The organism is Pyxidicoccus xibeiensis (assembly GCF_024198175.1).
In the GTDB taxonomy this organism is placed as follows: Bacteria; Myxococcota; Myxococcia; order Myxococcales; family Myxococcaceae; genus Myxococcus; species Myxococcus xibeiensis.
The window spans coordinates 885,780-904,558 of sequence record NZ_JAJVKV010000005.1 but is presented as its reverse complement, the minus strand read 5'-3'; the positions used below and the strand labels follow the sequence as shown (position 1 = coordinate 904,558).

Below are 18,779 nucleotides of genomic sequence, written 5' to 3'. Positions count from 1 at the left end.
CTCGCTCGTCCTCCCTCGGACCTGCCTGGCCCCGAAGGCATTGCGCCAGCGCAGCCACCTCTTCCATGCATGCCTTGCAAGCCCCCGTCGCCATCCAGTTGGTCGGGCACTCCGTGCCCTGGGCATTGCGCCTCGCGAAGGATGCAGCGGGCATTGCGTTCCACTCCGAAGCGGAGAGGATGCGCCCATGACTCCGTCCGAAGCCCGCCGCGAGTGGAATGTCATCGAGCCCCTCGAAGAGTCGCCGGGGGCATGGCAGATGGCGCTCGACGAGGCGCTGCTGGAGGACGCCTGTGCGCGGGCGGACTTCGTCCCTACCCTGCGCCTGTATGTCTTCACACCCGGCTGCCTCAGCCTCGGGCGCACGCAGTCGTATGGGAGCGTCGACGCCGCCGCGGCGAAGGAGCACGGGCTGGAGCTGGTGCGCCGGGTGACGGGCGGCTCGGGCGTGTTGCACCACGGTGAGCTCACGTACAGCTTCGTCGCCCGCGTGGGCGAGCCGTTCACCGACAGCATCGAGCAGAACTACACGCTGCTGTCGGAGGCCATCGCCGCGGGGCTCGCGAGCCGCTTCGGCGTCCACGCCGACCTGGAGCCGTCCCGGCCCGAGCGCAACCCGGCCACCGGCGCGTGCTTCCTCACCCCGGCCCTCAAGGAGCTCAAGGTCCACGGGCGCAAGCTCGTGGGCAGCGCCCAGCGCCGGCAGCGCGGCGCCTTCATGCAGCACGGCGCACTGCCCCTGGTGACGGACTACGCCCTGCACGCGCGCCTCTTCGGCCTGGAGCCGGAGCGGCTGCGCGCGGCGATGGTGGACCTGAAGGAAGCCGCCGGCCGCGAGGTGAGCCACGCCGAAACCGCGGAGGCACTGAAGCAGGGCTTCACCCAGAGCCTCGGCGCGCAGTGGACCACGATCTCGATTGCGCCACAGGTGCGCGCTCGCGCGGAGGCGCTCGTCACGGAGCGCTACGGCCGCGAGGAGTGGACGCGCGACGCCCTCTGATGGTCACGGAGCTTCGCACGATCATGTCGGCACCTCCGGGCCGGAAGCCCGCAGCCGCCGGTGCCAGGCGGTGAGGCGAAGCAAGGAGGAAGCGGGACTGACGCGTGAACCCGGGGGATAGCGCTGACTTCGGCCTACTCCCCGAGTAGCCTACGCATGGGCGGACACCCCGCCATTTCGCGAGGCACCTCATGGACTCTGCCCCCCTGAATCCGGCGCGTCTTCCTCCGGGCACCCAGGTCGGTCCCTGGCGCGTCGTCAGCCGCATGGGCATGGGCACCTACGGGGCCGTCTACCTGGCCGTGAGCAGCGAGCCCGATGCCCCCAGCCCCGTCGCCCTCAAGCTGGCCCTCTACCCTCGCGATGCCCGCTTCCCGCGTGAGGAGGAGCTCCTGTCCCGTGTCGACCACCCGGCCGTCCCCCGCCTGTGGGACTCCGGGGACTGGAAGGATGCGAGGGGCACACGCTACCCCTACCTCGCCATGGAGCTGGTGGAGGGCACGTCGCTGTATACCTGGGCCAGTGCGAACCCGCCGACTTCACGTCAGGTCCTGAGGCTTCTCGCGCTCCTGGCGCGGGCGCTGGAGGCCACTCATGCGGCGGGAGGCGTCCACCGCGACGTCAAGGGCGACAACGTGCTGGTGCGCCACTCCGACGGCCGCGTCTTCCTCACCGACTTCGGCTCCGGCCACTTCCTCGGGGCCTCCACGCTGACCCCGCCGCCGTTTCCTCCCGGCACGCCGACCTACCGCTCACCAGAAGCCTGGAGGCACGTGCTTCTCCGCCAGGGAGACATGTCGGTACCCTATGCGCCAGGGCCCCCGGACGATGTCTTCGCACTGGGAATGACTGCATACCGGCTGGTAGCAGATGACTATCCCCTCTCGATGGACGCGACGGACGAGGCCTCACGCCGCTGGTACCTGGAGGGAGTTCTTCCTCCAACGCCGCGTGCGCGCAACAGACGCTGCAGCGAGGAGCTGAGTGAGCTCATCTCGCGAATGCTCGCCACCACGCCGGAAGCGCGTGGCTCTGCCCGTGAGCTCGCGGTGGCGCTGGAGGGTGCGGCGCGGCGCGCGGAGCCGGAGGCGGATGAGCCGCTCTTCCTCCGGGAGGTGCCTGTCACCAACGATGCGCGGCCCCTTCCTCGCGTCCAGCACAAGCGCTGGCGCCCCAGGCGCGTAGGGGCAAGCCTGGGAGCATCGCTCGCGCTCGGAGCCGTATGGCTGCTGAGCAGGCCCACCTCAAAGGATTCCGCGGAGGTCCACGCCTCGGTGCATGAGGAGTCAATGGACGGTGGCACCGCGGCCGTCGGAGACACCGCGCTGACGGCCCCGGTCGCCCCGGTACGTGCTCCGTCCGCCTGGTCGGTCATCGCCGTGGACGTTCCACCGAAGCCCCTGCCAGGGCAGACCCGGCCAGATGCCACGGGCCGCTGTCCCCATCGGACGTACACCGCCATCAATGGTGGATGCTGGAGGAAGCTCGCCATCGAGGCGAAGGACTGTGACGCGAGCGGTGACTACGTATACCGGGGAGCCTGCTACACCCCCGTCTTCCCACCCCAACGTCCGGCCACCTCGAGCCCCGCAGCTCGAGATGGCGGCCTCTGACAGATGCCCCGCGAGCCCCCCATCGTCCTGCCCGTCACCCTCGAGCTGCTCGGGCATGCCAACCCATGGGCCTTGCTGCTCGCGAAGGAGGAAGGACATTCGCTCGCCACCGCCGCCCTGCTATCCGAGCGCTATGCGCTGAAGAGCGACGAGAAGCCGTTCGTGCGCGAGCTGCTCGGCCGCAAGCGCAACCTGTGGGTCTACCGCTGCGACCAGCGCCGCTTCGCCGGTGACTTCGTGGTGGTGGACATGTCCGAGCCACGCCCCGCCCGGCGGTGGGTGGTGGTGCTCGACCTCAAGATGGGGGCGCCGCTCGTGCTGGGCGGGGGCGGAGCGGGCATCCAGCTCACCAACGCCCAGCTCGCCGTGGAAGGTGTCGCGGCAAGGAAGGGCCGCATTGCCCCCGGGACGCCGTACGTGCTGGCCACGGGCGACAAGGACGCCATGCTCACGTTCCTGCGTGCCCGGAGAAACCAGCGGACCTCCAGCAGGGATTGAAGGCGTCCCTCCAGGAATGACTGCCCAAGCAGTCCGGGCATGTCACAGTCCAGGTGTCACCCATCTGGCGAGTACCGCCCACAGGAGTGAAGTCCATGCCCGCCACCGTCATCCCCGCCATCGACACCGAGCGCCTCACGCTGCGTGGCCATCGCCTCGAGGACTTCGAGGAGTCCTTCGCGCTGTGGGGAAACCCGGAGGTCACCCGCTACATCGGCGGCAAGCCGTTCACGCGCGAGGAGTGCTGGTCCCGGCTGCTGCGCTACGTGGGCCACTGGGACGTGCTGGGGTTCGGGTTCTGGGTGGTGCGCGAGAAGGCCACGGGCCGGTTCGTCGGCGAGGTGGGGCTCGCGGACTTCCGGAGGGACATCCAGCCGTCGTTCGCAGGCGCGAAGGAAGCCGGCTGGGTGCTCATGCCGGAGGCGCACGGGAAGGGGTACGCCACGGAGGCGGTGCGCGCGGTGCTGGCGTGGGCCGAGCAACGGTTCGGCCCGGAGCGCGTGGTGTGCATCATCGCCCCGGAGAACACGGCGTCCACCAAGGTCGCGAGCAAGTGCGGCTTCCGTGAGCTCGCGCCCGGCACGTACAAGGGGGAGCCGACGCGCATGTTCGAGCGCGTCCCCGGGGCCCGCTGACCCCGCTGCATCCTCCCGAGCGCCACCTCTTCCGGAGCAGGTGCGCAACCGTTCCGGGTAAACCTTCTGAGACTCCACGCCGCCTTCGCTTCGGGCGTGAAAATCCGGCCATTTCTGCTCTCCCAAACAAGGGCAGAACCTAAGCCACGAAAAGAGAGCCCAGCGATCGAGAGCCCCGGCCCGCCCTATTGGACATATTCATGACTGGCTATCGGTTGCCACAGGCTTGTCTCTGTCCTTCCAACTGATGGGGTGGCCAACATCTACCCAATAGCCTTCGAGAACCCTCCCATGATTGTGCTCAGGCCATGCTCGGGCATACCAATGGTTCAACGGAACGCGGCCGGTGCGGGCAGCGGACTGAGGATGCTTGTCACCTCGGCGCGCCGGAAGACTAGGAACTCCCGAATGTGCGCAGAGGTGCCGACAGGCTCAGCCCATGTGAACTGGTCCAGCTCCCATGTTTCAGACGAGGCCGCCGGGATGGAATATTCGACTGGGAGCAGGCGGCAAAACGAGCCGTAGAGGTTCTGCGCGCGGCGGATCAAGAGGTTCCGGAGAGCCCCCGCAAAATCTGTAGGGCGGATCAGATTGCATGGGACATACACGGTATTGGCGGCGCTGGTGTACAGGCCGAAGAGTGGTCGAGTGGGCGTCGATGGCGAGGTGCGCTCAAACTCGTCAGACGCACGGTTCCCGTGCTGCTTGTGATCAGCCAAGTGGGCCAGGGAATAGCCTTGTGGGCCATGTTTGGCGAACTTCGAGCCCCGAAACACAAAGGACCAGAGCTGCTTCGGGTAATCGTTGTCGTCGAGGCGGAGGGCACCTGTCGGCACTTCCGCCTGGAGGGAAGTGTGCCCGCGGTATGCCGCCACCTCGCGACTGCCTGCGTAGCGGCGTACCCCCGGAAACACACATGGCGAGCCATCCCAGAGATAGATTTCCGGATCGATTCCCCGTGCCAACAGCGCACTTGACCAATCCTCTCGATGCTGCGCGGTGTCCTCGACAACCGCACGGACGATATCGGGGTGAAGGTAACGAACAAGGGGTATAGCTATTCGGGCGAGCTGGAGTACGTCGGCCTCGCTGGGCTGTGGCCAGGCCGGCCAGCCGGCCGGGAGAGGGTGTGCCGTCCGGCCTGGCTGCGGCGGTAGGAGGCCCGTCGGACGAGCCATGAGTCGCTCATTGCCAGCCCTGAACTGCTTGTAGAGCGTGACCGCATGACGGAGCGTCGCCGTGCCGGTGTACTTATCCCCATCAATTGGTATCCCGTGGCGGAGCGGTCTCCCTGCTCGTGCGTCCTTCGTCGAATACTCCAGTCGCTGCAGGAGTAACTCCAGGCCATCGCGCTCAAAATGATGGTCGAGGTCTCCCTCATACCGCTCAACTGTTCGGCAGTTGGACACGCGCGAAGTCCGCGCCCGGAGATTCATCCGGGTTCCTCGCCCCGTCATGTAGGTCTCAGCCAGCCAGCGGTGAAAGTCAGCCTCATTCATGTTGATCTATCGGGGCTACCGGACACGGCAGTGGCGAGTGTGTGGGGCGACGCTGCAGGGTGGCGAAGGCCTGGCAGCGTTGTCAGTGCGGGTTCACGATAGACCATTGGCAACCTAGCGGGGTGATTCCTCCGACGCTGGATTGTGCACGCCCCGACTCCGCCGGGCGGCTGACACGTCGTTGATTCCCGACTCGTTTTCGGAAGCTTCAGCGCCGCGGGCCGCTGCGTCTTCGAGACCCCGACCCGGCCCTTTCGCGGCAGCAGGGGCTCAAGCGCCCTCCACTGCCGCTCGTTCAACGCGTTGCGCATCACGCCAGCACGCCTCCGCTGGGAGGCAACAATCGGCGTGCACGCATCCATCAGGCAGGGCCTAGCGCATCCTGTGCAGGGTGAGCACCTGGGTGAACGTCCTGTCCCCATTGGGAGTGGTGCTCAGCACGCCACGCACTCCCACATAGTCACCCGTGCCACCGATGATGGGTACGAGCGAGGTGCCAGTCTCCGCCTCGCGGCCCGCGACGGTGATGGTGCCGTCGGCCATGGTGAGCGTCCACTGGCACTCGCTGAACTGGCCAGGCAGCGTCCGGATGCAATAGCCGCTGTTGGAGCCAATGGTCTCCCGGGCCTCGTTCAGCAAGGGCTGGTCGAAGACGAACATGTCACCCGGCGAGTCTCCTGGCGCTCCAAGGTCCACCGGTGAGGCAATGCCACTGCGGGCATCCGCGATGGTGAACAGCGTGTTGGTTTCCTCCGCGTGGGCGCTGGAACAGCCCAGCATCTGCGTGGCGGCGGGAACAGTGAGAACGGCTATGAGGCTCAGCTTGCGCATCGTGTTTCTCCCTGGGATTGGCTCTTCTTGAATGGCGGTCGAGGCTCGCCTTGGTGCTGCCGAATGCTCAGGCACCAAAGCAGGCGCCGTGCCAGCTGAAGCCGGCTCGCGATGCGAGGAGAAGAGGTTCGCCTGGGAGGCAGTTCCAACTGCTCCAGCAGACGCGCACCGTCGGACACACGTCCCTGCCGTGTCACTGACGTGTTACTGACGCGTCAGCCGTCGCGGGCACCAGCTCCGCCGCCACCGCGCGCTCCATCCTCCGCCACGCCTCGAGTGAGCGCCGGAAGTGCGCCTCCGGGGACTCCTCGATTCCGAAGGTGTGCAGGAGGATGGGCCCTGTGTAGCCAGCGCGCGCCAGGGGCAGCAGGTACTGGTTCTGCACATCGAGGTCGCCCCGGTCCAGCGGCATGATGGTCGTGGACCAGCCCGGAGCGCTCGTGTCCCGCGATGCGCCATGGATGCTGGCGAGCGCGAGCCGGGGCGCCGCGGCGGTGATGACCTCCGCGAGCCGGTCCCGATGGCCTGCCTTGAGCTCGTGGCAGAGGTGGAGCGACGTCTGGAGCTCCGGCAGGCCCACTGCGTCGATGAGCGCAAGCGACTCCTCGGCGGTGGCCACCCCGGCCCCCTCGTGGGGATACAGCACCACGCGGACGCCTCGCGCAGTGGCCATGGAGGTCAGCTCCCGCACCGCGGAGACCCTCGCCTCGTGCCGGCTCGCGGGGTTGCCGAGGATGAGCCAGAGGTCCGTGCCGTGCGGCGCGAGCGTAGCGAGCAGGCTGTCGAGCTCGGCGCGGTTCCAGTCCGGCTCGAAGTGGAAGTCGAGGAGCACCGCGCGCATGCGGAACGTGCCACCGCGCACCTGCTGCGTGGCGGCGAAGGCGTTGAAGCCTTCCTCCCCGGGCCAGAACAACACCATCCCTTCGTACCCGTACGCGTCGAGCAGCCCGACCTGGTCGGCGGGAGTGCGGGACTCGAGCGTGAAGTTGAAGGCCCCGAACGGATTGGGGAGCGTGCCCGTGCGCTCCTCACCACAGGCGAGGGTGAGCAGGCTGGCCACGAGACTCGCGAGCAGGGCACGGTGCTGACGGAGCGGCATGGTCGCGACCCTAGCAACGCGCGCAGCAGCGGCGAGCAGGACCGGGGGAAACCACACGCCCGCGGTGACTGGTGTACGCTACGCCTCGCCGGAGCCTTGGGGTGCGCCGGTGTTACCAGGAGTCACGCGGTGCGGTACTTCGCCATGGTCGCGGCCGGGGCCACCCTCTGGGGGTGCTGGGCGCTCTTCCTGCGTCCCGCGGGGCTGACAGGGCCGCAGAATGCACTGCTGGTGCTCGCGGCCATGTCGCTGCCGGCCCCCTTCCTGCTGCGTCGCGAGGCCCTGCGCGACAGGCGCGCGACGGCGGCGCTCGCGGTGATTGGCGTGGCGGACGCGGCCAACGTGGCCCTCTTCTTCGCGGCGATGCGAAACGGCCCCGTCTCGGTGGCCGTGCTGACGCACTACCTCACCCCGCTGCTGCTGGCGGTGACGGCCCCCTGGGTGCTGGGCGAGCAACGCTCGACACGGGCGCTGGTGGGCGTTCCCGTGACGCTGCTCGGCCTGGCGATGCTCGTCCTCCAGCCCGGGAGCGGCTTCTCCGGACGGACGGCGGCCCTGGGCGCCGGGAGCGCCATCTTCTGCGCGGCCACCATCCTGGGCGCCAAGGAAGCCGCGCGCGCGTACTCGCCGCTCGCCGTCACCTCGCTGCACGCGCCCATCTCCGTCGCCATGTTGCTGCTCTACTTCGGCGGCGAGGCCCTACCCCCCGCGCTGGACGGAGCCGCACTCCGCGTCCTCGCCGGTGGGTTGGTGTGCGGCCTCATTGGAAACATCCTCTTCAACGCGGGCCTGCGACGCGTCCCCACCGCCGCCGTGGGCGCCCTCACGTACCTGGAGCCCCTCACGGCCTCGGTGGTGGGCTGGGCCGTCTTCGCGGAGGCGCTGACGCCGGTGGGCATGGCGGGAGGCGTGCTGGTGTTGGTGGCGGGAGCCTGGGTCGCCGCCGAGCGCCGGGCGCCCGTGCTCATCCTTCCAGCGTCGGAGCCCCAGGTGGCCCCCGCGCCCTGAACCGTCCACCCAATTCCCCCCTTGCATGCGCGGGGACTCCTTTGGTCCTCTTGGGCCCCGCCGAGCAGAGACACCCTCACAGTAGTCCTTCAGTTCCTGGCGACGCCGTATGCCTATGGAAACCGCAGCTGACAGCCGTGAGTACCGCGTGGTCTTCTTCTGCCCGGCTTCGAGCGCCCGGCTCGAGCGGCTGGAGGCGCCCGTGCGGCGGTTGCTCTCGCGCATCCAGGCACCGCCCGCGGAGCTGGCGCCGCTGCAGGAAGCCGGTCCGCTCACCGAGGCGGGGTGGCAGGTGTTCCTCGTCCGCTCGCTCACGGAGCGCTCCGCCGCGCAGGCCATGGCGGCCTACGTCAGCGAGGCCACCTGCGCGCTCGCCGCGGAGCTGGATGCTGAGGTGCTGGGCCTCTACGTGGACGTGTCGGGTGACTCGGCCCGCATCTGCCGCTGTGGCCCCGAGGACGGCCCCGAGACGTTCGCCGGCCGCCGCCAGGCCGCGCTCAACCGCACCGCCGAGTGGCTGGAGGTGGCCCCCACGAGCCTGTCCGCCCTCTTCCACCTCGACCTGCCCGACGCGGACTACGAGCCGGACGCGGACGACCGCTTCGTCGAGGAGAAGCTGCGCGAGGCGCGCACCCTGATGGAGCGCTATCGTCAGGGGAAATGAGGTCTAGAACCCCCGAGGACCTCGCTGGCCGCTGCCCGCGCTGCTTCCTGCCCACCCTCCTGTGTCTGTGCGCCGAGCTTCCCTGCCTCCCCACGCGCACGGAGCTGGTCGTCATCCGCCACCACAAGGAGACGCTGAAGTCGACCAACACCGCGCGCATGGCGGCGCTCGCCCTGCCCCGCTGCCGCATCGTCTCCTACGGCTCGCCGGGCGTGCCGTTCGACGCCTCGGTGCTGGACGCGCCCGGCACCTGGCTGCTCTTCCCGGACGCGCAGCAGTCCCCCGCGCCGGACGCGCCGCTGCCAGCGCGGCTCATCGTCCTGGACGGGAGCTGGGGCCAGGCACGGCGCATGGTGCAGCGGGTTCCCGCCCTGCGCAGGCTGCCGGGGCTGAAGCTGCCGCCGCCCCTGCCGGACACCCGCCGCCTGCGCCGTCCGCCGCACCCGGACGGCATGTCCACCCTGGAGGCCATCGCCGGCGCGCTGGCGCACCTGGAGGGCGAGGACGTGGCCCGCCCCCTCTATGCGCTGCACGAGGTGATGATTGACCGGGTGATGATGAGCCGCGGCCGGCTCGCCATGCCCGGCTGCGACGAGGACGACGGAGACTGAGGCTCAGCAGGTCTTCCCGTCGGTGCAGCGCGCCTTCTTCATCTCCGCGGCGAACGGGCTGGGCTCCAGGAAGCCGGTGACGCGCGGCCTGGTGAGCACCTCGCCCTGGGGCGACACGAAGGCCACCGTGGGCAGGCCCTCCACGCCGAAGCGCTCCATCAGCGCGTCGAGCGCGTCCTCGGCATTCGTAGCGTCAATCTTGATGTTGAGGAACTGCCCCTCGTCCGCCGTGGAGATGACCTCCGGCGCGGGGTACGTCTCGCGGTCCAGCTCCTTGCAGGCCGCGCACCAGTCCGCGAAGAAGTCGATGAGCACCGGCCGCCCGTCCGCCTTCGCCTGGGCGAGCACCTTGTCGAACTCCTCCGGCGAGAAGGTGGCCTGCTTCGCGGGCATGACGTGGTGCCACTGCCACGACGGCGCGCGCGGCGGCTCGGCCAGCCCCAGGCGCACCCACAGCGCGCCCACCGGCCCCGCGTCCAGCGCGCCGCCGCGCAGCACCAGCGCCACCACCACCAGCGCCACGCCCAGCGCCTTCAGCGAGAAGTCCCGCGTCCCTTCCTTGAACGAGCGATGCACCGCGCCCACCAGCACGCCCACCACCGCCAGCGCCGCGGCGAGCGCCGCGCCGGGCAGCTGCCCCACCTGCGCGCCCAGCCCCTTCACCGTGTCCCGGGCCCAGGGGAAGGCGTCCTTCAGGTAGTTGAAGGCCAGCGCCACCAGCATGATGCCCAGCACGCTCTTCACCCACTCCATCCACACGCCGCCGCGAGGCAGCCGCACGGTGAAGACGCCGATGAGGAAGAACGGCACGCCGATGCCCAGCGCGTAGATGAACAGCAGCACCGCGCCCAATGTCGTATTGGCCGTCTTCGCCACGAAGGCCAGCAGGCCCGTCAGCACCGGCCCGGTGCACGGCGCCGCGAGGAAGCCGGACACGCTGCCCATGAGGAACGCGCCCGCCACGCCGCTGCCGCCCACCGAGTTCAGCTTCGTCTGCAGCGACGAGGGCAGCGCCAGCTCGAAGGCCCCGAACATGGACGTGGCCAGCAGCAGCAGGAACACCGCCAGCCCCGTCACCACCGCCGGGTGCCCCAGCAGCGCGCCGAAGGCCTGCCCCGTCTTCGCCGCCAGGATTCCCAGCGCGCTGAACACCACCCCCATGCCCACGATGTAGGACGAGGTGAGCAGCAGCGCCTTCCCCCGTCCCTCCGCCTTCCGCGCGCCGAAGACGGACACGGTGATGGGGATGAGCGGGTAGACGCAGGGCGTCAGGGCGGTGAGCAGCCCACCGGCGAACACCACCGCGGCGCCCACCGCCAGGCTGCCCGACTCCAGGAACCGGGCGGCGTCCAGGCCGGCATTGGGGCCGGTGGGCAGCAGCCAGGGAACCACGGCCACCGCGACACCGGCCAGCACGGCCAACACTCCCAGCTTCCTTGCGTCCATCGCGCTTTTGCTCCGTATTCCCCGGGGGCCCTCCTTCTATACGCAGGCCCGGGGCTACGGGCTACTGCGCCGTGGGAGCAACCGAGGAAGCAGGCGTCTTCAGCCCGGCGGAGCGCGCCAGGCCCATGACGCCTTCCACGGCGGCGGCGATGTAGCCAAACGGATTCGCACCATCCACCGCGGTGACGTGCACCTCGCCCATCTTCTGCTGGAAGGCCGCGGCCACCTGGGGCAGCTGCTGCGCCAGGGTCATCTGGATGACCTCCGCGCTCACGCTGTTCTCGATGTCGCGCAGCGCGCGCGCCTTGCCCAGCTCCAGCTCCTGGTGCGCCCGGTCCTTGCGCGCGCGCAGCTCGGCGATGGCCACCTCCGTCTCGACGATGGACCTGCGGGCCTGCACCACCTGGAGCTCGGCATGGAGCCGCTCCGCCTCCTGCTGGTGCTCGGCGAGCAGGGCCTCGTGCCGCGCCGTGGCCTGCTCCTGCTCGCGGCGCATGCGCTCCAGCACCATGCGGCTCTTCTCCGCGTCCGCCTCCTGCTCGGCCCGGAGCCGCGCCAGGTCCACCTCCTGGTCACGCTTCTGCTTCTCCAGCAGCAGCTCCTGCTCGCGCCGCTGCTTCTCCAGCGCGAACTCCTGCGCGTGCTGCTGCGCCGCCAGCTCGACTTCCTGCTCGCGCTGCTGGCGCGCCAGCTCCATGCGCGCCTTGGTGGCCTCCGCCTCCTGCTCCCGCTGCAGCCGCGCCAGCTCCAGCTGCTGCTCGCGCTCCTGCCGGGCCAGCGCCAGCTCCGCCTCGCGCTGCTGGCGCGCCAGCTCCATCTGCGACTTCGCGGCCTCCGCCTCCTGCGCGCGCTGCAGCCGGACCAGCTCCACCTTCGCCTGCGCGGCCTCCGCCTCCTGCGCCAGCTTGAGCTTCTCCAGCTCCAGCTTCGCCTGGCCCACGTCCGCTTCCTGCTCGCGCTTCAGCCGCTCCAGCTCCATGCGCTGGCGGGCGGCCTCCGCCTCCTGCTCGCGCTGCAGCTTCTCCATCTCCACCTGCGCGCGGCTGGTGGACAGCGCGCGCTCGGAGACAATCTTCGCCTCGGCCAGGCGCGCCTCGGCGGCCAGCGTCTCCAGCTTGGCCTGCTCGTCGGAGACCTGCTTCTTCTGGCGGACCTCCTGCTCCGCGGCCAGCTTGGTCAGCGCCACCTCGCGCTCCACCGTGGCCTGCTCCTGCTTCAGCGTGCGCTCCTGGGCGAGCTTCGCCTCGGCCACGCGCGCCTCCACCGCCAGCGCCTCCAGCCGGGCCTGCTCGTCCGCCACCTGCCGCTTCTGGCGCACCTCCTCCTCGGCGGACAGCCGCTGCAGGCTCAGCTGCCGCTCGGCCTCCGTCTCCTCGCGGTGGACGAAGCGCTCCTTGGCCAGCTCCGCCTCACGCGCCTGCCGCTCCTGCTCGCGGCGGAAGCGCGCCTGCATGTTCTCGAAGACGGTGGACGACAGGACGCGCACGTCCTGGATTTCAATCGTGTCGAGGATGACGCCCCAGCCCGCGTCGGACTGGTCCTCCAGCTTGCCCCGGCCCGCCACCACCGGAGCGATTTCCCGCATCAGCTCCGCGGCGATGCCCTCCTTGCGCTTGGAGAGGCACTCCTCCACCGACATGTTCGCCACGAGGCGCCGCGCCGCGCCCACGAACATCTCCCGCAGCAGCTCCGCCAGCTTCTCCTGCGCCCGCTCCGGGAAGGAGAAGTTGAGCATGCGGAAGGCCACCAGCGGGTCCGCGATGCGGTACACCGCGAGGCCCGTCACCTGCACGCCGACCTTCTCGTTCGTCACCTGGTCCGCGGTGAACTGCAGCCGCTGGATGCTGGTGGGGACGATGGCCACCGAGTCACCCGGCAGCTTGAAGCAGCTGGCGCCCTGGCCGCTGACCTCGCGCACCCGGCCGCGGCGCATGTGGACGAGGAACTCGCTCGGCCGCGCCGTCACCAGGCCCCAGCGCTTCATCTTCTCCGGGTCCTCCACCGGCTTGCCCGTGCGCCAGCCGTCCACATGGCGCGGCTGCTCCAGCCGTCCGCCGCCCCCTCCGCCCTCTACACGGACGAGTGGCGCCCGCTCACCGGACTCCGGGGACTCCTTCGACCTGGCCGCCTGCTTCGTGTTCGCGCTCATGCCTGCCTCCCTTGCGCACCTCCCCCTGTGCAGGCAGCCGGCCAAGGCAGGGCCCACCGGGAAATCAGGCCTTTGAGCGAAAGGGCCGCGCCATTCCAGTGCACCCTGCCCCAGGACGGCGCACCCGGAGTGATCCACGACGGCGCGGCGTTCCCTACTGACGGCGCCAGTCCGGAGCGAAACCCCGCCTCATGGGGCGCATCTCCCAGGTCTCGCGTCTCCCTTATGTTCGCTTGACCCGAGGGCACCCCTTTTTATATTTGACCAGTCCGGTCCACATTCATGTGTGACGGTGTATGACCCCTGCGGCGCGCCTCCTGGATGGCGCCGGGGCGCGGGGGCCGGTAGAGCCCCCTACAGGAAGGTGTTGGAAGCAATGGTGAAGCTGCCGATCTACATGGACTACCACGCCACCACGCCGCTGGACCCGCGGGTGCTGGAGGTCATGCTGCCCTACCTGCGCGAGGACTTCGGCAACGCGGCCAGCCGCAACCACGTGTTCGGCTGGAAGGCCGAGGCGGCGGTGAAGAAGGCGCGCCAGCAGGTGGCCGAGCTCATCGGCGCGTCCGAGCAGGAGATCGTCTTCACCTCGGGCGCCACCGAGTCCGACAACCTGGCCATCAAGGGCGCCATCGAGTTCTACAAGTCGAAGGGTGACCACATCATCACCCTGAAGACGGAGCACAAGGCCGTCCTGGACACCTGCAAGCGCCTGGAGCGCGTGCGCCAGGAGCGGCTGGACGAGCTGAAGGCGCTGCGCCTGTCCCAGCTGGCCGAGCAGGAGGTCACCGAGGACAACCTGGCCGAGCTGGCGGCGAAGTACGACGTGGAGAACGACGCCGTCTACCAGAAGTGGGCGGAGCGCCCCACCGGCGGCGCGCGCGTCACCTACCTGGACGTGGAGCAGGACGGCCGGGTGAGCCTGGAGAAGCTGGCCGCGGCGATGACGCCGAAGACGGTGCTCGTCTCCATCATGTTCGCCAACAACGAGATTGGCACCGTGCAGCCCGTCGCGGAGATTGGCGCCCTCTGCCGTGAGAAGGGCGTGCTCTTCCACTGCGACGCGGTGCAGGGCATCGGCAAGGTGCCCTTCGACGTGGAGGCCATGAAGGTGGACCTGGCGTCTATCACCGCGCACAAGATGTACGGCCCCAAGGGCGTGGGCGCGCTGTACGTGCGGCGCAAGCCCCGCGTGCGCATCGCCCCCATCATCGACGGCGGCGGCCACGAGCGCGGCATGCGCTCGGGCACCCTCAACGTGGCGGCCATCGTCGGCTTCGGCGCGGCGGCGGAAATCGCCCGCAAGGAGCTGCCCGAGGAGGGCGCCCGCATCCTCGCCCTGCGCGAGCGGCTGCGGAAGGGGCTGACGGACGCGCTCGACATGACGGTCATCAACGGCTCCATGGAGCACCGGCTGCCGGGCAACCTCAACATCTCCTTCGCCCACGCCGAGGGCGAGTCCCTGATGATGGGCATCAAGGACGTGGCCGTGTCCTCCGGGTCCGCGTGCACGTCCGCCTCGCTGGAGCCGTCCTACGTGCTGCGCGCCCTGGGCGTGGACGAGGAGCTGGCGCACAGCTCCATCCGCTTCGGCCTGGGCCGCTTCACCACGGTGGAGGAAGTGGACTACGTGGTCAAGCTGGTGGTGGACAAGGTCCGCAAGCTGAGGGACATGAGCCCCCTCTACGAGATGGCCAAGGAAGGCATCGACCTGAAGTCCATTGAGTGGACGGCGCATTAGCCCGTCTTTCCAGGCATACAGGGGGGCCCCTGGCCTCTCGCCCGGGGGGCATTGCCCTTCGGAACCTTTGGTGCGAAGCATCCGTTGAAGGAGTCGATATGGCTTACAGCGACAAGGTCATCGACCACTACGAGAACCCCCGCAACGTCGGGACGATGGACAAGGAAGACCCGAACGTGGGCACCGGCCTGGTGGGCGCGCCCGCCTGCGGTGACGTGATGCGCCTGCAGCTGAAGATCTCCGACGACGGCACCATCCAGGACGCCCGGTTCAAGACCTTCGGCTGTGGCTCCGCCATTGCGTCCTCGTCGCTCGTCACCGAGTGGGTGAAGGGCAAGACGGTGGACGAGGCGATGACCATCTCCAACAAGGACGTGGCCCGCGAGCTGTCCCTGCCGCCGGTGAAGATCCACTGCTCCGTGCTGGCCGAGGACGCCATCAAGGCGGCCATCGAGGACTTCAAGAAGAAGCGCGCCGCGCGCCAGGCCAAGGCGTCCTGACGACGGCAGGCGGGACGGGAGACGGAACCATGAACGAGCAGGCGACCCAGGAGACGACGCAGAGCCAGGCGCCTGCCCCCGCGCCCGCGGCGAAGCCCGCCCCGAAGGGCATCACCATCGCGGACAGCGCGGTGGCCCGGCTGAAGGAGCTGCTGGAGCAGCGCCAGACGCCCGAGGCCGGCTTGCGGCTGGCCGTGAAGGGCGGCGGGTGCTCGGGCCTCCAGTACTCCATGGAGTGGTCGGAGAAGAGCCGCGAGCGCGACAAGGTCTTCGAGAAGGACGGCGTGCGCGTCTTCGTCGACCCGAAGAGCTACCTGTACCTCATCGGCACGGAGCTGGTGTTCGAGCAGACGCTGATGGCCTCGGGGTTCAAGCTGAACAACCCCAACATCAAGGCCGCCTGCGGCTGCGGAGAGAGCTTCTCCGTCTGAGTCGGCCGTGCGCTCCGCCCCTCCCCGGGTGGAGCCACCGCCACGCGGGGCCCGGCCAGCCGCCGGGCCCTTTTCGTTTGTCCCCTTCCTGGAGAGACACCCTGTGAGGACCCACTTCGACGTCTTCGGGCTGCCGCGCGCCTATGACGTGGACGTGCCCGCGCTGGAGAAGCAGCACCGCGAGCTGTCCCTGAAGCTGCACCCGGACCGGGTGGCCCAGGCGGACGCGCGCGAGCGGCTCAAGGCGCTGGAGGGCACCACCGCCCTCAACGAGGCCTACAAGACGCTGAAGGACCCGGTGCGCCGCGCCTTCTACCTCCTCAAGCTGCACGGCATCGACCTGGACCGCGAGGACGCGGGCGCCCAGAAGGACATGCCGCTGGAGTTCCTGGAGGAGGTCATGGAGCTGCGCGAGGCGCTGGACGCGGCCATGGAGAAGAAGGACCTGGCGCGCGTGCAGGCCATGGCCACCGACGTCCGGGCCCGCCACCAGGCGGCGCTCGGCGAGGCGGCCGGCGCCCTGCGCGCCCTGGAAGGTGGGGCCGCCGCGGACGGCGGGCAGGTCCTGGTGAAAAAGGCATCGCACGCGCTGGGGCGGGTGCGCTACTTCACGCGCTTCCTCGAGCAGGTGGACGCGTTCGAGGAGGAGAGTCTGTCGTGAGCAAGAATGGCTACCTGCAGATCCACGACCCGCTGAAGCCCAAGGGGCAGGCGGTGGGCATCGACCTGGGCACCACCAACTCACTCGTCGCGTCGGTGGTGCAGGGCAAGCCCCGCTGCGTCCCGGTGGACGAGGGGGACTCGCTGCTGCTGCCCTCCGTGGTGCACTACGGGAAGGACGGCGGCGTGCTGGTCGGCGCGCGCGCCCGGCGCCTGGCGCCCGAGCACCCCAACGACACCATCGCCTCCGTGAAGCGCTTCATGGGCCGCAGCCCCGACGACGCGGAGACGCGCAAGCTGGGGCACTACGCGTTCGTCCCCGGCGGCAAGGTGGTGCGCTTCCAGGTGGCCGGCGGCACGCCCGTGACGCCCATCGAGGTCTCCGGCGAGGTGCTGCGCGCCCTCAAGCGCCGCGCCGAAGCGCACTTCTCCACCAAGGTGGAGCAGGCGGTCATCACCGTGCCCGCCTACTTCGACGACGCCCAGCGCCAGGCCACCAAGGACGCGGGCCGGCTGGCCGGGCTGGAGGTGCTGCGGCTGCTCAACGAGCCCACCGCCGCCGCGCTGGCCTACGGCCTGGACAAGGGCAGCCAGGGCACCTTCGCCGTCTATGATTTGGGCGGCGGCACCTTCGACGTGTCCATCCTCAAGCTGGTGGACGGCGTCTTCGAGGTGAAGTCCACCGGCGGCGACTCCGCGCTGGGCGGCGACGACTTCGACCGCGCGATTGCCGAGCGCGTCCTCCAGGCGATGGGCGCGACGCAGCCCGCGCCCTCGCTGGTGGCGGAGGTGCTGGCCGCCTCGCGCAAGGCGAAGGAGGCGCTCACCGACGCGCCCGAGGTGACGCTCAGCGTCGGCGGCCACTCGCAGGTCGTGAAGCGCGCGGACTTCGACGCGTGGATTCAGCCGCTGGTGCAGAAGACGGGGCTGGTGTGCCGCCGGGCGCTGAAGGACGCGGGCGTGGCGGTGGGCGAGCTGGACGGCGTGATTCTCGTGGGCGGCGCCACGCGCGTGCCGGCGGTGCGGCGGTACGTGGCGGAGCTGTTCGGCCGCGAGCCGCTGGGCGACATCGACCCGGACCAGGTGGTGGCGCTGGGCGCGGCGGTGCAGGCGGACCTGCTCACCAACGCGGACCGGCAGGACGAGGTGCTGCTGCTGGACGTGATTCCGCTGTCGCTCGGGCTGGAGACGATGGGCGGAATCACCGAGAAGCTCATCCAGCGCAACTCCGGCATCCCCACCGCGGCGGCCCAGGTCTTCACCACCTTCAAGGACGGGCAGACGGGCCTGGACGTGCACGTGGTGCAGGGCGAGCGCGAGCTGGTGCAGGACAACCGCAGCCTCGCCCGCTTCACCCTCTCCGGGATTCCGCCGCTGGCGGCGGGCATGGCGCGGGTGGAGGTCCGCTTCCAGGTGGACGCGGACGGCATCCTCTCCGTCAGCGCGAAGGAGCAGAGCACCGGCACCTCGCAGACCATCACCGTCAAGCCGAGCCACGGCCTCACCGACGAGGAGATCGAGCAGATGCTGCTCGACTCCATCGACCACGCGGAGGAGGACATCCAGGCCCGGCAGGTGCGCGAGCAGCGCGTGGACGCCGAGCGCGTCCTGGCCGAGGCGGACCGGCAGCTGCGAGAGCACGGCTCGCTCCTCGAGGAGGGCGAGCGCGCGGTCATCGACGCGGGGCTGGCCCGGGTGCGCGAGCTGATGAAGGGCGAGGACCACCTGCAGCTGAAGGAGGCCGTGCACGCGCTGGACGAGGCGTCCCGGCCCTTCATCGAGCGGGTGATGAACCAGGCCATCTCGCAGGTGGTCGCCGGACACTCCGTGGAGGAGTACTGACGTGCCGAAGGTCACCTTCAAGAGCCCCCTGGCCGAGGTGAGCGCCGACGTCCCGACGGGGACCACCCTGCTGGACGCCGCCGAGCACTGTGGCGCCCAGGTGGGCCATAGCTGTGGCGGCGTCTGCGCCTGCTCCACCTGTCATGTCTGGGTGCGCAAGGGCCTCGACTCGCTGAGCGAGCAGACGGACGCGGAGGCCGACCGCCTGGACATGGGGTTCGACGTCCGCCCGTACTCCCGGTTGAGCTGCCAGACGGAGCTGGGGGGCGAGGACATCCTGGTGGAGATCACCGAGGAGTCCCTCACCGCCTTCATGGACGAGAACCCCGCCCTCCGCCGCGCGCTGGAGGCCGAGGGGAAATGGCCGCTGAAGAAGTAGGGTTGTTACGTAGTGCTTGACGAGGCGGGGCAGGAAATCTATATGTCCCGCCCATCGCAGCACCGGCAGCACAGCCCCACCCGCCCAGGTGGTGGAATTGGTAGACACACTAGATTCAGGGTCTAGCGCCTGCAAGGGCATGGAGGTTCGAGTCCTCTCCTGGGCATGAAGTT

18 protein-coding genes and 1 tRNA gene are annotated in these 18,779 nt (G+C 69.6%); 14 read left to right on the top strand and 5 right to left on the bottom strand.

Going from position 1 to position 18,779, the window contains the following annotated elements; all coding sequences use genetic code 11:
• The first annotated feature begins 187 nt into the window (after window positions 1–187).
• The 4 genes from LXT23_RS26190 to LXT23_RS26175 all read left to right on the top strand — a co-directional run bounded on the left by LXT23_RS26190 (window position 188) and on the right by LXT23_RS26175 (window position 3,746).
• Window positions 188–1,000 (top strand): lipoate--protein ligase family protein, encoded by an 813-nt coding sequence (locus tag LXT23_RS26190; RefSeq protein ID WP_253983022.1) that lies wholly within the window; start codon window positions 188–190, stop codon window positions 998–1,000.
• Between the two features lie 191 nt (window positions 1,001–1,191).
• Entirely contained in the window at window positions 1,192–2,613 is a 1,422-nt protein-coding gene (locus tag LXT23_RS26185; RefSeq protein WP_253983021.1) for a serine/threonine protein kinase, read from the top strand.
• 3 nt (window positions 2,614–2,616) lie between these two features.
• Entirely contained in the window at window positions 2,617–3,111 is a 495-nt protein-coding gene (locus LXT23_RS26180) for a hypothetical protein (protein ID WP_253983020.1), read from the top strand.
• Window positions 3,112–3,206: 95 nt separating this feature from the next.
• Complete coding sequence (locus LXT23_RS26175) at window positions 3,207–3,746, top strand: GNAT family N-acetyltransferase (RefSeq protein WP_253983019.1); 540 nt, start codon at window positions 3,207–3,209, stop codon at window positions 3,744–3,746.
• A gap of 329 nt (window positions 3,747–4,075) precedes the next feature.
• Here the strand turns inward: LXT23_RS26175 and LXT23_RS26170 are convergent, their stop codons facing one another.
• From LXT23_RS26170 to LXT23_RS26160, 3 genes are all read right to left on the bottom strand, one after another.
• Window positions 4,076–4,711 (bottom strand): hypothetical protein, encoded by a 636-nt coding sequence (locus tag LXT23_RS26170; protein WP_253983018.1) that lies wholly within the window; start codon window positions 4,709–4,711, stop codon window positions 4,076–4,078.
• 906 nt (window positions 4,712–5,617) lie between these two features.
• Window positions 5,618–6,076 (bottom strand): dirigent protein, encoded by a 459-nt coding sequence (locus tag LXT23_RS26165; protein ID WP_253983017.1) that lies wholly within the window; start codon window positions 6,074–6,076, stop codon window positions 5,618–5,620.
• Between the two features lie 193 nt (window positions 6,077–6,269).
• Window positions 6,270–7,175 carry a sugar phosphate isomerase/epimerase family protein gene (locus LXT23_RS26160; protein ID WP_253983016.1) on the bottom strand — a complete coding sequence of 302 codons (906 nt, stop codon included), beginning with the start codon at window positions 7,173–7,175 and terminating at the stop codon, window positions 6,270–6,272.
• Between the two features lie 129 nt (window positions 7,176–7,304).
• Here LXT23_RS26160 and LXT23_RS26155 point away from each other — a divergent pair, with 129 nt between their 5' ends.
• From LXT23_RS26155 to LXT23_RS26145, 3 genes are all read left to right on the top strand, one after another.
• Window positions 7,305–8,183, top strand: a complete 879-nt coding sequence (locus LXT23_RS26155; protein WP_253983015.1) for a DMT family transporter — start codon at window positions 7,305–7,307, stop codon at window positions 8,181–8,183.
• 115 nt (window positions 8,184–8,298) lie between these two features.
• Complete coding sequence (locus LXT23_RS26150; protein ID WP_163998408.1) at window positions 8,299–8,847, top strand: hypothetical protein; 549 nt, start codon at window positions 8,299–8,301, stop codon at window positions 8,845–8,847.
• Window positions 8,844–9,458 (top strand): tRNA-uridine aminocarboxypropyltransferase, encoded by a 615-nt coding sequence (locus tag LXT23_RS26145; protein WP_253983014.1) that lies wholly within the window; start codon window positions 8,844–8,846, stop codon window positions 9,456–9,458. The genes LXT23_RS26150 and LXT23_RS26145 overlap by 4 nt, the downstream gene beginning before the upstream one ends.
• A gap of 3 nt (window positions 9,459–9,461) precedes the next feature.
• Here the strand turns inward: LXT23_RS26145 and LXT23_RS26140 are convergent, their stop codons facing one another.
• Both LXT23_RS26140 and LXT23_RS26135 read right to left on the bottom strand, forming a co-directional pair.
• Complete coding sequence (locus LXT23_RS26140; protein WP_253983013.1) at window positions 9,462–10,904, bottom strand: protein-disulfide reductase DsbD family protein; 1,443 nt, start codon at window positions 10,902–10,904, stop codon at window positions 9,462–9,464.
• Between the two features lie 61 nt (window positions 10,905–10,965).
• Complete coding sequence (locus LXT23_RS26135) at window positions 10,966–13,053, bottom strand: SPFH domain-containing protein (RefSeq protein WP_253983012.1); 2,088 nt, start codon at window positions 13,051–13,053, stop codon at window positions 10,966–10,968.
• 379 nt (window positions 13,054–13,432) lie between these two features.
• Between LXT23_RS26135 and LXT23_RS26130 the strand changes: the two genes are divergently transcribed.
• The 7 genes from LXT23_RS26130 to LXT23_RS26100 all read left to right on the top strand — a co-directional run bounded on the left by LXT23_RS26130 (window position 13,433) and on the right by LXT23_RS26100 (window position 18,772).
• Window positions 13,433–14,794 carry an IscS subfamily cysteine desulfurase gene (locus LXT23_RS26130; RefSeq protein WP_253983155.1) on the top strand — a complete coding sequence of 454 codons (1,362 nt, stop codon included), beginning with the start codon at window positions 13,433–13,435 and terminating at the stop codon, window positions 14,792–14,794.
• A gap of 98 nt (window positions 14,795–14,892) precedes the next feature.
• Entirely contained in the window at window positions 14,893–15,294 is a 402-nt protein-coding gene (gene iscU / locus LXT23_RS26125) for a Fe-S cluster assembly scaffold IscU (protein WP_253983011.1), read from the top strand.
• Window positions 15,295–15,323: 29 nt separating this feature from the next.
• Window positions 15,324–15,725 (top strand): HesB/IscA family protein, encoded by a 402-nt coding sequence (locus tag LXT23_RS26120; RefSeq protein ID WP_253983010.1) that lies wholly within the window; start codon window positions 15,324–15,326, stop codon window positions 15,723–15,725.
• Between the two features lie 103 nt (window positions 15,726–15,828).
• Window positions 15,829–16,386, top strand: a complete 558-nt coding sequence (hscB, locus tag LXT23_RS26115; RefSeq protein WP_253983009.1) for a Fe-S protein assembly co-chaperone HscB — start codon at window positions 15,829–15,831, stop codon at window positions 16,384–16,386.
• Entirely contained in the window at window positions 16,383–18,227 is a 1,845-nt protein-coding gene (gene hscA, locus LXT23_RS26110) for a Fe-S protein assembly chaperone HscA (protein WP_253983008.1), read from the top strand. Before hscB ends, hscA begins: the two co-directional genes overlap by 4 nt.
• 1 nt (window position 18,228) lies before the next feature.
• Window positions 18,229–18,606, top strand: a complete 378-nt coding sequence (locus LXT23_RS26105; RefSeq protein WP_253983007.1) for a 2Fe-2S iron-sulfur cluster-binding protein — start codon at window positions 18,229–18,231, stop codon at window positions 18,604–18,606.
• Between the two features lie 82 nt (window positions 18,607–18,688).
• Window positions 18,689–18,772 (top strand) — tRNA-Leu (locus LXT23_RS26100).
• The last annotated feature ends 7 nt before the right edge of the window (window positions 18,773–18,779 follow it).